Raw genomic sequence first — 12,658 nt, 5'->3', positions numbered from 1 at the left:
GCCGCGGGCCCGCCCGGCCCGCGGCGACGGAGGTTGCCTCAGCGGCCGCGCAGCGCCCGGTAGCGCTCGACCAGCGACACGGTCGACGAGTCCAGCGCCGAGAGGTCGGGGCTGTCCGAGGTGAGCGCCGGCTCGATCCGCTTGGCCAGCACCTTGCCCAGCTCCACGCCCCACTGGTCGAACGAGTCGATGTCCCAGATGGCGCCCTGGACGAAGACCTTGTGCTCGTACAGCGCGATGAGCTGGCCGAGCACCGACGGGGTCAGCTCATCGGCGAGGATCGTCGTGGTGGGCCGGTTGCCGTGGAAGGTGCGGTGCGGCACCTCGGCCTCGGCCACCCCCTCGGCGGCGACCTGCTCCGCCGGCTTGCCGAACGCGAGTGCCTGGCCCTGGGCGAACAGGTTGGCCATGAGCAGGTCGTGCTGGTCGCCGAGGGCGCCGAGCTCGGCCACGGGCTTGCAGAAGCCCAGCAGGTCGGCCGGGATGAGCGCGGTGCCCTGGTGGATGAGCTGGTAGTAGGCGTGCTGGCCGTTGGTGCCGGGGGTGCCCCACACGATCGGGCCGGTGGCCCACTCGACCGGCCTGCCCTCGCGGTCGACGGACTTGCCGTTGGACTCCATGTCCAGCTGCTGCAGGTACGCGGTGAACCGGGACAGGTAGTGGCTGTACGGCAGCACCGCGTGGGTCTGGGCGTCGTGGAAGTCGCGGTACCAGATCCCGAGCAGGCCCAGGATCAGCGGCGCGTTGACCTCCGGCGGGGCGGTGCGGAAGTGCTCGTCCATCCGGTGGAACCCGTCGAGCATGGACCGGAAGCCGTCCGGGCCGAGCGCGATCATGAGCGACAGGCCGATCGCCGAGTCGTAGGAGTAGCGCCCGCCGACCCAGTCCCAGAACTCGAACATGTTGGTCGTGTCGATGCCGAACTTGGCGACCTCGCCGGCGTTGGTCGACACGGCCACGAAGTGCTTGGCGACGGCCTCCTCGGCGCCGAGCGCCTCGATCAGCCAGGTGCGGGCGGCGGTGGCATTGGTGATCGTCTCGATCGTGGTGAACGTCTTGGACGAGACGATGAACAGCGTGCTCTCCGGGTCGGCGTCGCGGACGGCCTCGTGCAGGTCGGCCCCGTCGACGTTGGAGACGAACTTGAAGGACAGGGACCGGTCGGTGAACGCCCGCAGCGCCTCGTAGGCCATCGCGGGGCCGAGGTCCGACCCGCCGATGCCGATGTTGACCACGGTGGTGATGCGCTTGCCGGTGTACCCGGTCCACTCCCCCGACCGGATCCGGTCGGCGAACGCGGCCATCCGGTCGAGCACGGCGTGCACCTTCGGCACCACGTTCTCGCCGTCGACGAAGATCTCGGCGTCGCGCGGCGCCCGCAGCGCGGTGTGCAGCACGGCCCGGTGCTCGGTAAAGTTGATCTTGTCGCCGCGGAACATGGCGTCCCGCAGCTCGAACACCCCGCGCGCCGCCGCGAGCTCCTGCAGCAGCCGCAGCGTCTCGTCGGTGACCAGGTGCTTGCCGTAGTCGAGGTAGACGTCGCCGGTGGCCACCGAGTAGCGGCTGCCCCGCTCGGGGTCTTCGGCGAACAGGTCGCGCAGGTGCACCTCTCCGAGCTCCGAGCGGTGCTTGGCGAGCGCCGCCCACTCGGGCAGATGGTTGAGCCGAGGCATCAGGAAACTCCTAGCGAGTCAGCGAGAGACCACTCCACTCGCTGATTCTGCCCCTTTCACGCCCGGCTCGTCGTCGGTGTCCCGATCACGTCCGCGCCGCCACGCCCATTGCCCCAGGAACAGCAGCGTGATGGCGGTGGCGACGGCCAGCACGAGGGTGGTCGGGACGTCGAACAGCTTCAGCGCGCTGGCCACCAGCACCACGACGAGGGCCGCCCGGACCAGCCCGGCCGGCGCCCGCGAGGACAGCCGAGCGCCGATGAGCACGCCGGGCACCGACCCGATGAGGACCGCGGCGGCCAGGTCGAGCTTCAGGTCCCCGAAGAGCGCGTGCCCGAGCGCCGCGGAGAACACCAGCGGGATCGCCTGCACGAGGTCGGTCCCCACCAGGTCGCTCGGGCGCAGCGCGGGGTACAGCGCCAGGAGGATGACGATGATCAGCGACCCGGACCCGACCGAGGTCATCCCGACCACGAGCCCGCCGAGCGCCCCGAGCAGCAGGGTCGGCACCGGCCGGACCTTGATCGGCTTCGGCTCACCCGACCGCTCGCCGCCCTTGCGGTACGCCTTGATCAGCAGTCCGGCGACGGCCATCAGCAGCGCCACCCCGAGGGCGTTGCGCACCACGTCCTGGACCCGGTCGCCGCCCCCGATGGCCCGCATGAGCAGCACGCCGAGGAACGCGCTGGGCACGCTGCCCAGGCACAGCCAGCGCACCAGCGCCCAGTTCACGGTCCCGCGCCGGGCGTGCACGAACCCGCCGAACGGCTTCATCACCGCGCTGGCGGCCAGGTCGCTGGAGACCGCGGCCAGCGGCGGCACGCCGAAGAACAACACGAGGATGGGCGTCATCAGCGCCCCGCCCCCCATGCCGGTCAGCCCGACGATGATACCGACGCCGAGCCCGGCGAACGCCAGTTTGGGATCCACGTGCAGAAGTCTGCCGCCCGAATCCTGTTTTGTCCACTGATTAAGTCGACAATCCATGATTTAGCCACGGACGGTCACCGCTTCGGTACCACCACCAGGCGCGCGGACTGAGGGTCGCTCTTCACACCGCCCAGGGCGACGTCCGCGCCGGTGGCGACGGCGTCCAGCGAGGCGGCCTTGCCGGCGGCGACGACCTTCGTGCCGGCGTCGGTGGCCCAGGTCTGCGTGAAGCCGTCGGTCGACCTGACGGTCAGCGTGGTGCCGTTCTTGGCGGTCACGATGCCGCGCTGCACGACGACGGTCTGCGGGCCGGACCTGGTCTGGACGGTGGCCTCGCCGTGCAGCATGTGCTTGCGCAGGCGGACACGGATGCGGTGGCGCAGGCCGTCCTTGCCGGCCTTGTCCGCCTTGCCGGGAGCGGGGGACGCGCTGGCGTCGCCGAGGCCGAGGGCGGCCAGGGCGGCCGGGACCGCGCCGTCGTCGGCCGTGTCCACGCTCACGGTCTGCAGGTCATCGGCCGGGCCGGCGGCGCAGCCGGCCACGCCCAGGCAGAGGGCGCCGGCGGCCAGGGCGGCCAGGAGGCGGTGCTTCGTCATGGTGCCAACTGTGGGACGGGCGCGGCAGGGCGCGGTCAGCGCGATGTTCGGGTCCGGTAAGCGCCGGCAACCGGGCCGCAACCCGGTTGGCAGCTGGGGCACAGGTTCTCCCCGCCGGCGTCACAAGATCCGGGCCGACCGTCGAGGGCATGCAGATCACCGCGAACGCCCCAGTCCTCGACGTCGTCGTCCCCGTCTACAACGAGCAGCACACCCTGGAGCGCTGCGTGCGCACGCTGCGGCGGTTCCTGAGCGGGCACGTGCCGTACACCTTCCGGATCACCGTCGCCGACAACGCCTCCACCGACGCGACCCTCGACGTCGCGCACGGCCTGGCCCGCCGCTTCGACCGGGTGGCCGTGCACCACCTGGACCAGAAGGGGCGGGGGCGGGCGCTGTCGGCCGTCTGGCAGAGCTCCGACGCCGACGTCGTGGCCTACCTGGACGTGGACCTGTCCACCGACCTCGGCGCGCTGCTGCCGCTGGTCGCGCCGCTGATCTCCAACCACTCCGACGTGGCCGTCGGCAGCCGGCTCATGCGCGGGTCGCGGGTGGTGCGCGGGCCGAAGCGGGAGTTCATCTCGCGCTCGTACAACCGCATCCTGCGTACCGCCCTGGGCGTGCGCTTCTCCGACGCGCAGTGCGGCTTCAAGGCGGTCCGCCGGGACGTGGCCCAGCAGCTGGTGCCGCTGGTGCGCGACACCGGCTGGTTCTTCGACACCGAGCTGCTGGTCATCGCCGAGCGGGCCGGCATGCGCATCCACGAGGTGCCGGTGGACTGGGTCGACGACCCCGACAGCCGGGTCGACATCGTCGCCACGGCCATGGCGGACCTGCGCGGGGTGGCCCGCATGCGCCGGACGCTGCGCGACGGCACGGTCCCGGTCGCCGAGCTGCGTTCCCGGCTCGGCCGCGGCGCCCTCACTCCCGCCCCGGTGCTGGCGGCGGTCGCATGATCACCGGCGGGCGAACTCGAGGAGGCGGAAGAGCGTCAGCCACTGCTCCGGCCACACGAGCCCGACGGGGGTCGCCGCGTCCAGCCGCAGCGCCCGGAACGCGCCCGCGACCCGGGCCGGCGGATATCGGCGGGAGAGCGAGGCCAGCAGCGACCCGCCGACGCCGCCGAAACCCAGCGAGACCATGCTGCGGTACCGCCCGAGCCTCCCCGCCGGCACCAGCCCCTCGGCCCGGCGGGTGAGCCGCAGAATGCCCCCGTCGACGCCGGGCACCGGCCGGAAGGCGCCCCGCGGCACCCGCCCGGCCAGGCGCCACTCGAACTCCGGCCACGTCTCGACGGTGAGGCGGGACCAGCGGCCGTAGTCGCCGGTGCGCTTGCGGGCGTACTCCAGCTGGGTCAGCAGCGTCGCCGAGCGCAGCGTGGCCGCGTCCAGGCACCAGGCCACGACGGCGGACGTGAGCGCGTACGGGATGTTGCCCACGACGTCGAAGGGGCCGCCGGGCACGGGCGCGGCCAGGAAGTCGCCGGTGCACACGGTGAGCCCGGCCCGGCGCGGCAGCGCGGCGGCCAGGCCCGGGTCGACCTCGTAGGCGACCACCTGCCCGGCCCGGCGCAACAGCTCGGCGGTGAGGGCGCCCCGCCCGGCCCCGACCTCGACGACGAGATCGGCCCGGTGCAGCGCGGCGGCGTCGGCGACCCGCCGGATCGCCGAGGGATCGACAAGAAGATTCTGCCCGTAGACGCGACGGGCACGCGGATAGCGAGACATGACCAGGTTCCCTGAGGCGCGAGACGCGGATGCGGACGCGGAAGGGCCCTGGTTGCCCTTTGTTGGTGCAGGCGTCAGGCCTGGGCGACCAGGGCTCGACGCCGGATGCGCAGCCGCGCGGCCGGCGTCATCGCCGACCTGGTCAGGGCATGCGTCATGGTCATGGGGCAGACAGTAGCGCGGGCGGACGGACGCGGCGAGCGGATTAGCACCCAGCGAGGCCGCGGCGGGCGCGGGACGCGCAGCCCGGCCGCCGCGGCCAGCCCGGCCAGCACCGGATCGCCCAGTCCGTCCGCGATCGCCTCCGCGGACCGGGCGAGGGCCAGCCGCCGCGGGGTGTCCGCCGGGCCGGCGCTCTCGGTCTCGCTGATCAGCGCGCACATCAGCCGGCAGCGCAGGTCGTCGGGGACACCGCCGGCCAGCAGCACCCCGATCTCGCCGGCCAGGGCGGGGTCGTGCTCGAGGTACCGCCGGTGCATCCACAGCGTAGGGACGGCCCACGCCGTGATCGCGTCCGCCGGCAGGCGCTCGTCGCCGGTCGTCCGGGCCAGGGCGATGGCCTCGGCGCGGACCCGCTGGGCCTCGGCGTGCCCGCCCTGCCGGGTCAGCGAGCCGCACCACGCCAGCAGCAGCCCGGCCCGCTCGGCGGCGGGGCGGCCGGCGCGCGCCGCGGACCGGGCGGCCTGCCCCCACAGCCGGGCCGCGTCGACGAACGCACCACGGCGCTCCGCGAGGCGCGCCGCATCCGCCGCCGCATCCGCCGCCGCATCCGCCGCCGCATCCGCCGCCGCATCCGCCGCCGCATCCGCCGCCGCATCCGCCGCCGCATCCGCCGCCGCATCCGCCGCCGCATCCGCCGCCGCATCCGCCGCCGGGCCCGCGTGGGCGTCCCCGGCGTTGCCGCGGTGCCAGGCGAGGGAGGCCGGGTGGGCCACGCCGCGGCGGGCCAGGGCCGCGGCGGGTGTGCGTTGGGGCCGGGTCGGTGCCCTGCATCGCGGCGCGTCTTGCATCCTAGGAAACTAGGATCAGTCCACGAGGCACCTCGGCGCCGGCCGGCGCGTAAGGTGTTCGCGTGTAGGAGGCCACTTTCACGAAGCGCCCGGCGGGCGGCGTCGGGCTGCGGTCCGAGCGCGGTCCCGTCCTCGGTTCCGTCATGCTCACCACCGGCCTGGTGGCGCTGGACAGCACGATCATCGCCACCGCGGTCCCGTCGGTGGTGCGCGACCTCGGCGGCTTCGCACACTTCCCCTGGCTGTTCTCGATCTACCTGCTGACCGCGGCGGTGACCACGCCGCTGTACGGCAAGCTGGCCGACGTCCTCGGGCGCAAGCCGGTCATGTTCTTCGGCATCGCCGTGTTCCTCGTCGGCTCCGTGCTGTGCGGGGCGGCGTGGAGCATGCTCACGCTCATCGTGTTCCGGGCGGTGCAGGGTATCGGCGCGGGGGCGATCCAGCCGATGAGCATGACGATCATCGGGGACCTGTACACCGTGCCGGAACGGGCCAAGGTCCAGGGCTACCTCGCGGGCGTGTGGGGCGTGTCCTCCGTCGTCGGGCCGACGCTGGGCGGGGTCTTCTCGGAGTACATCTCCTGGCGCTGGATCTTCTTCATCAACCTGCCGCTGGGCCTCATCGCGACGTGGATGCTGGCCCGGCACCTGAAGGAGAAGATCGAACGGCGGCAGCACCGCGTCGACTACCTCGGTGCGGTCCTGCTCATCGCCGGCTGCACGCTGCTCATCCTGGGCACCCTCGAGGGCGGCATCAGCTGGGCGTGGGACAGCGCGCCGAGCATCGCCATCTTCGCCCTGGGCGCGATCCTGATCACGGCGTTCGTGTTCGTGGAACGGCGGGCCGCGGAGCCCGTGCTGCCGCTGTGGGTGTTCCGGCACCGCACGCTCGTCGGCGGCAACCTGACGTCGGTCACGATCGGCGCGGCGGTCATCGGGCTGAGCTCCTACGTGCCAAACTTCTCCCAGGGCGTGCTCGGCACCGGCGCGCTCGTGGCCGGGTTCGTGGTCGCGGCCATGACGCTGGGGTGGCCGATCGCCGCCGCGTTCTCCGGCAAGCTGTACCTCAGGATCGGCTTCCGCGACACCGCGCTGATCGGCAGCGTCATCATCATCGCCGGCACCGCGATGTGCGCCCTGCTGTCCGAGCAGACCACGGTCTTCATGGTCGCGACGGCGTGCTTCGTCATCGGCGCGGGGCTGGGCCTCGCCTCGGCCCCGACGCTGGTGGCCGTGCAGTCGGTGGTCGGCTGGGACCGTCGCGGCGTGGTCACCGGCACCAACATGTTCTGCCGCTCGATCGGCAGCGCGGTCGGCGCGGCGGTCTTCGGCGCCATCGCGAACACGACCCTGGACCGCCGCTTCGCCGCCGCCCCGCCGGACGTGCGCCCGGCGCTGGGCTCGGGTGCGGACGCGACCAGCATCGTGCTGCAGGGCCGGCACGCGTCCTCGGCGGTGGCCGACTACGTGCGGGCGGCGCTGTACACGGCCACGCACAACGTCTTCATCGCCCTCGCCGTGGTCGGCGTGTGCAGCCTCCTGGTGCTGCTGCTCATCCCCCGCAAGATCGAACAAGTGCCGTAAAAAATGTCGTAGGTGCTCGCTAACCTGTCGCCGTGAACCTGGACCTCCCGGCGTCGTGGCGACGCAGCATCCATCCGCGGCGCGGTGGCGCGGCGGTGCCGTACGAGCCGGCCACCAGCCCACGGCCGGTCGTAAGCCCGGCGGACGCGTCGGCGCTCGACGTCGCCACCGCGGTGGCGGCACGGCTGGGCGACCCGACGGCTCGCCATGCGCTGCCGGCCGACGTGCGGGTCCTGGCCGACGACTGGATCGACCAGCGCGGGCTGGGCTTCGCGGCGCGGACCTGCGTGCAGTATGCCGACTTGTGCGGGGATGAGCGCGGCGGCCCCGGCCGCTACGCCGAGCTGCTACTCGGGCAGGTCCGCCGGGCCCTCGCCGCGGCGCCGGAGGAGCAGTTCACCGCCGCGGTGGCCGCTCTGGAGGCCGAGCGCCCGTCGTCCTCGCCGGCCGCCCGGGTGGCGGCGACGTTCCTCGTCCCGACCCGCGCCGACTGGCTGGACGCCGACCTGGACCTGCTGCCGCCGCAGCACCCGCGCTGGCCGCTGCTGCTGGCCTGTGTCACCACCCCGGCGCAGGCCGCACACGTCGTGTCGCGACTGGACAGCATCGACTGGTTCGGCGTGCACGACCCCACGGTGCTGCACACGCTGACCGAGGCCCTCGGCGATGGCATCCTCGACGTCTACGGCGACGACTGGGCCGGCGCGACGTGGATCGGCGGCTACGGCGTGACCGACTTCCTGCGGGAGATGGCCGGCGCACTCGCCGTCCTCCCGACCGAGCGGGCGTTCCAGGCGCTGGTCGACGCGGCCGACCGCAAGGGCGTGCCCGCCGCCCTGGCCGAGGCCGCCGAGCGCTTCCCGGAGCGGGCGATGCGGCTGCTGGAGGCCTCGGCCGCCCGGCCCCGGATCGGCGACCTCCTGCGCCTGCACGCGGCCCGCCACCCCGAACTGGCCCCGGAGCACCTGCGCCCGGCCGCGGCGGACGGCGACGGCGGCTCGGTGCCGGTGCTGGCCGCCCCGCCGTGGACGACCCGCGGCAAGCCGGCCAAGCCCGTCGTGCTCACCGGCCTGACCTGCACCGACGAGCCGGAGGTGGCCTGGCGGCCGGGCGAGCGGGAGCGGCTGATCGCCGGGCTGAGCCAGCCGTACTCGCAACACGACTATCCGGCGCTCGCCGAAGGGGTCCGCGCCGGCACCGCTCGGGACTGGGAGGCGGAGAGCCTGTTCCTCCACGGGCCGGACGAGATCGCCCGTCCGATGCTCACCGAGTATCGGCCGAGCGGCCGCCGCTACGGCGGGACCTACTGGCCGCACAGGGCCGCCGCGCGGTTCGGGGTCGACGCGCTGCCGCTGCTGGTCAATGTCCTGCGGGTGCACCCGGCCGACGGGGAGCTGCTGATGCCGTATGCCAGCCCCGAGATCGCGCTGCTCATGGCCGACTGGCACGCCCGGCTCAAGGAGGCCCGCAAGATTGCCCTGGCCTGGCTGAAGGCTCACCCGGCCCAGGCGGCGCGCGCGCTCGTCCCGGCGGCGCTGGGCAAGGCCGGCCCCGCGCGGCGCCAGGCCGGGCTGGCGCTGCTCGCCCTGGACGCGGCCGGGCAGCGGGAGACGGTGCTGGAGGCGGCGTCCGGGTATGGGGCGGTGGCGGAGAAGGCTATCGCCGGGCTGCTCGACGAGGACCCGCTGGTGCGCCAGCTGCCGGTCCGGATCCCCGAGCCGCCGGGCTGGGCCGACCCGATCGTGCTGCCGCCGGTCCGCGTGCGCGGTGGGGGCGGCGCCCTGCCGGCGGCGCAGATCCGCGCCCTGCTGACGATGCTCATGCTGTCCAAGCCCGGTGAGCCGTATGCGGGGCTGGCCCTCGTGCGCGAGGCGTGCGAGCCGGGGGACCTCGCCCACTTCGGGCTGCACCTGCTGCGCCGCTGGGAGGCGGCCGACGCCCCGCCCGCCGGTGGCTGGGCCCTCGACGCGCAGGCGGCCATCGGCGACGACGAGTCCGTCGAGAGGCTGGCGGAGCGGGTGCAGCGGTGGCCGTACGAGGGGGCGCACAAGCGGGCCGCGGCAGGCCTCGACGTGCTCGCCGCATTCGGCACGGAGGCGGCGCTGCGCAAGCTGCACGAGCTGTCCGGCAAGGCGAAGGCCCCGGCGGTGCGCGCCCGCGCCGGGCAGAACCTGACCGCCGCCGCCGAGGCCGCCGGCCTCACCTCCGAGCAGCTCACCGACCGCCTGGTGCCGTCGTTCGACCTGGCCCCGGACGCGACCATGCGGCTGGACTACGGCCCGCGCCGGTTCGTGGCCGGCTTCGACGAGCAGCTGCGGCCCTGGGTCGCCGAGGAGGACGGCGCCAGCCGCAAGGACCTCCCGGCGCCGGCCGCCCGCGACGACGAGGCCCTGGCCGCGGAGGCCAAGCGCCGCTTCACGGCGGCCAAGAAGGGCGTCCGCAAGGTCGCCACCGAGCAGGCCCAGCGCCTGGAGCGGGCCATGGGCGACGGCCGCCGCTGGACGGCCGATGAGTTCCGCACGGTGTTCCTCGAGCACCCGCTGCTGTGGCTGCTGGCCCGCCGCCTGGTCTGGCGCGCCGACGACGGCCCGGCGCTGCGGGTGGCCGAGGACCGCACGCTGGCCGACGTGGCCGACGACGAGGTGACGCTGCCCGGCGGCGCCCTGCTGGGCGTGGCCCACCCCGTCGACCTGGACGTCCCCGCCTGGTCGGCCGTGTTCGCCGACTACGGCATCCTGCAGCCCTTCGACCAGCTCTCCCGCGACGTGTACCGCCTCAGCCCCGACGAGGCCGCCTCGCCCCGTCTGACCCGCTACGACGACCGCCGCGCGCTGAGCGTCGCGCTGATCGGCCTGGAGCGGCGGGGCTGGCGGCGCGAGGGCCGCGACGGCGCCCACCAGTCCCGGATGGAGCGCGACCTGCCCGGCGGCGCCGTCCTCATCGCCCACCTCGACCCGGGCATCATCCTCGGCGTGCCGGAAGAGCATCCGCAGCAGCACCTCGCGGACGTCTGGATCTGCCCGCCGGGCGCCGATCCGTGGGGCCGGGACCGCCCTGTGCCCTTCTCGGCCCTGCCCGCCGCGACCGCCTCGGAGGTGCTCCGCGACCTGTCCTCGACCTTGGCGTAGCACGCGGCCGCGCGGGGCCCGGGCGCTGACACGGGCCGGGCGCTGGCACGGGTCGTCCCGACGCCGCCTCGGAGGTGCTCCGCGACCTGGCCTCGACCTTGGCGTAGCACGCGGCCGCGCGGGGCCCGGGCGCTGACACGGGTCGTCCCGACGCCGCCTCGGAGGTGCTCCGCGACCTGGCCTGGCCGCTGGAGGCGGGGTCCGGAGCCGGAGGCGGGGTCCGGAGCCCGACGCGCGTCCGGAGTCCGGCTGGCCCAGCCCGCCGGACCGCAGGCCGCGCCCCCTGACGTGCTCCGCGGCCCGGCCTCGACCCCTGGCCGCGCGGCCCCGGGTCCGACGCTGGCCCGGACCGCCGGACCGCCCGCCGTCAGCGCTGGTGGCCGTCCAGGGCGCGGGTAAACAGGCCCAGGACGGCGGCGGCGGTCAGCGGGCGCCAGTCGGTGTCCATGATGTCGCGGGCGTACCGCCAGCGCAGCCGGCCGTCGTCGCCGGCCTCGCACTGCAGCACCGCGTGGGAGACCCGGCCCGACTGCGCGTTGCCGACCCGGACGGTCTGCGGCTGGCCGGGGTCGGTGTTGCAGGACAGGCTGAACGCCTCCTGGGTGGCGAAGGTGAGCCGGGCCGGGCCGAGGCTGAGGGTCTTGGCCTGCAGGTCGAGGCGGGCGTCGGGCAGCGTCCGGCGGATCCGCTCGTGCGCGTCCTCCAGCAGCGCGCGCAGGTCGCCCTCGGCCTGCTCGGCTCGACGCGCGGCCGCCCGGGTGGCCTCCGCGGCGGCCGCCTCGCGCGCGTCGTCGCGCGTGACCCGGTCCTCGAGCCCGGTGGCCGCCGCGATCATCGCCGTCGGCCCCACGGGCAGCCGCTCGTGCTCGGCGATGCCGTCGAGGGTCTCGAGGACGTCCGCCGCGTCCTGGGGCCGCCCCGAGGGCGGCTTGCGCAGCAGCCGGAGCATCAGCCGGGCCAGCGCGTCCGGCACCCCGGCGGGCCGTGGCGCGGGGTCCTCGCGGTGCTGCCGGCGGTACTCCGGCTCGCGCGGCCCGGCGAACGGCCGCGCTCCGGCGAACACCTCGTAGGCCAGGACGCCGAGCGCGTAGAGGTCGGTCTGGTTGGTCGCTTCCTGGCCGTCCCAGATCTCGGGGGCCATGTACGGGGCGGTGCCGGGCAGTGTGAACGTGAAGGTCCCGGCGGACTCGTCCATGTTCCGGGCGATCCCGAAGTCCGCGAGCCGCCACTGCTCGCCGTAGCGCAGCACGTTCGGCGTCTTCAGGTCCCGGTGCAGCACGGGCAGCGCGTGCAGCTGGCCGAGCCCCACGACCACCTCGCGCACGACCCGAAGCCCGGCGGCGAGGTCCATGGCCCGCCCCCGCAGCGCCGCGTGCAGCGACTCGTCGGCCAGCGGCATCACGATCATCAGGTCGTCGCCGGCCAGGACGTGGGTGATCGGCACCACGAGGCGGTCCGTGGGCCGCCCGTCCCGGGCCGCGCGCATCAGCAGGTGACCGATCTCGACCTCGCGCATGCGGCGGCGTTCGGGCCCCTCCCCGTAACCGCCGGGGCGGATCCGCTTGATCGCCACCGGCTGCCCGCCGGGGCCGCTGCCGCGGAAGACCTCCCCCATGCCACTGCGCTCGCCGATGCGATCCGCCGCGTCGAAACTCCACTGTCGGCCATCGGTGTCCACGAAGATCACCACATTGGCGATCGTAATAGGTCGTGGAGCCACTCGGAACCGACGGCGGCGCGCTCCCGGCGCAACGTGCGGGAACTCGATTTCTGGGAACAGGCGAGCCCGGGTGTGCAGAGCAAACTCCCCGAACGGGCAACCGAAATCTTCGCCACCAAATATCAGGAATTGCGCCGGATAGCCCCCGAATACCTGCTGCGCATGCTGGGCCGTGCAGAGCCCGAACCAGGCCGACGAGGTCAACTGGCCCCCGGCGTTGCGCGCCGGTCCAGCTGCCGCCCGATGACGGCTCCGTGAACTTGTGGCGGGGCTGGTCAGCTGGAGCCGCGC

The 12,658-nt window shown here is 74.3% G+C and carries 8 protein-coding genes and 1 pseudogene; 3 read left to right on the top strand and 6 right to left on the bottom strand.

What is annotated here, in order from left to right; all coding sequences use genetic code 11:
- Positions 1–38 precede the first annotated feature (38 nt).
- The 3 genes from pgi to ABD352_RS09725 all read right to left on the bottom strand — a co-directional run bounded on the left by pgi (position 39) and on the right by ABD352_RS09725 (position 3,199).
- A complete protein-coding gene (gene pgi / locus ABD352_RS09735) occupies positions 39–1,673 on the bottom strand; it encodes a glucose-6-phosphate isomerase (protein WP_344611928.1) in 1,635 nt (544 codons plus the stop codon).
- A gap of 18 nt (positions 1,674–1,691) precedes the next feature.
- Positions 1,692–2,603, bottom strand: coding sequence for a sulfite exporter TauE/SafE family protein (locus tag ABD352_RS09730; RefSeq protein ID WP_344611927.1), 912 nt, complete (start codon positions 2,601–2,603; stop codon positions 1,692–1,694).
- Positions 2,604–2,677: 74 nt separating this feature from the next.
- Positions 2,678–3,199, bottom strand: coding sequence for a hypothetical protein (locus ABD352_RS09725; RefSeq protein ID WP_344611926.1), 522 nt, complete (start codon positions 3,197–3,199; stop codon positions 2,678–2,680).
- A 149-nt stretch (positions 3,200–3,348) separates the two neighbouring features.
- Here ABD352_RS09725 and ABD352_RS09720 point away from each other — a divergent pair.
- A pseudogene (locus tag ABD352_RS09720) lies at positions 3,349–4,149 on the top strand (dolichyl-phosphate beta-glucosyltransferase); the annotation flags it as partial.
- Between the two features lie 6 nt (positions 4,150–4,155).
- Here ABD352_RS09720 and erm read toward each other — a convergent pair.
- Complete coding sequence (gene erm, locus ABD352_RS09715; RefSeq protein ID WP_344611925.1) at positions 4,156–4,926, bottom strand: ErmE/ErmH/ErmO/ErmR family 23S rRNA (adenine(2058)-N(6))-methyltransferase; 771 nt, start codon at positions 4,924–4,926, stop codon at positions 4,156–4,158.
- A gap of 74 nt (positions 4,927–5,000) precedes the next feature.
- Positions 5,001–5,936, bottom strand: coding sequence for a hypothetical protein (locus ABD352_RS09710; protein WP_344611924.1), 936 nt, complete (start codon positions 5,934–5,936; stop codon positions 5,001–5,003).
- 143 nt (positions 5,937–6,079) lie between these two features.
- Between ABD352_RS09710 and ABD352_RS09705 the strand changes: the two genes are divergently transcribed.
- On the top strand, positions 6,080–7,519 hold the full coding sequence (locus ABD352_RS09705; RefSeq protein ID WP_344611923.1) for an MDR family MFS transporter: 1,440 nt from the start codon (positions 6,080–6,082) through the stop codon (positions 7,517–7,519).
- Positions 7,520–7,551: 32 nt separating this feature from the next.
- On the top strand, positions 7,552–10,647 hold the full coding sequence (locus tag ABD352_RS09700; RefSeq protein ID WP_344611922.1) for a DUF4132 domain-containing protein: 3,096 nt from the start codon (positions 7,552–7,554) through the stop codon (positions 10,645–10,647).
- Between the two features lie 367 nt (positions 10,648–11,014).
- Here ABD352_RS09700 and ABD352_RS09695 read toward each other — a convergent pair whose 3' ends face one another.
- Positions 11,015–12,571 carry a serine/threonine-protein kinase gene (locus ABD352_RS09695; protein WP_425553512.1) on the bottom strand — a complete coding sequence of 519 codons (1,557 nt, stop codon included), beginning with the start codon at positions 12,569–12,571 and terminating at the stop codon, positions 11,015–11,017.
- Between the last annotated feature and the right edge of the window lie 87 nt (positions 12,572–12,658).

The organism is Dactylosporangium salmoneum (genome assembly GCF_039532525.1).
In the GTDB taxonomy this organism is placed as follows: Bacteria; Actinomycetota; Actinomycetes; order Mycobacteriales; family Micromonosporaceae; genus Dactylosporangium; species Dactylosporangium salmoneum.
This window is presented reverse-complemented; position numbering and strand designations above follow the sequence as displayed.

Coding starts and splice junctions, on each gene's coding strand:
- pgi (WP_344611928.1), bottom strand. CDS start 1,673: ATGCCTCGGCTCAACCATCTGCCCGAGTGGGCGGCGCTCGCCAAGCAC.
- ABD352_RS09725 (WP_344611926.1), bottom strand. CDS start 3,199: ATGACGAAGCACCGCCTCCTGGCCGCCCTGGCCGCCGGCGCCCTCTGC.
- erm (WP_344611925.1), bottom strand. CDS start 4,926: ATGTCTCGCTATCCGCGTGCCCGTCGCGTCTACGGGCAGAATCTTCTT.
- ABD352_RS09710 (WP_344611924.1), bottom strand. CDS start 5,936: ATGCAAGACGCGCCGCGATGCAGGGCACCGACCCGGCCCCAACGCACA.
- ABD352_RS09705 (WP_344611923.1), top strand. CDS start 6,080: ATGCTCACCACCGGCCTGGTGGCGCTGGACAGCACGATCATCGCCACC.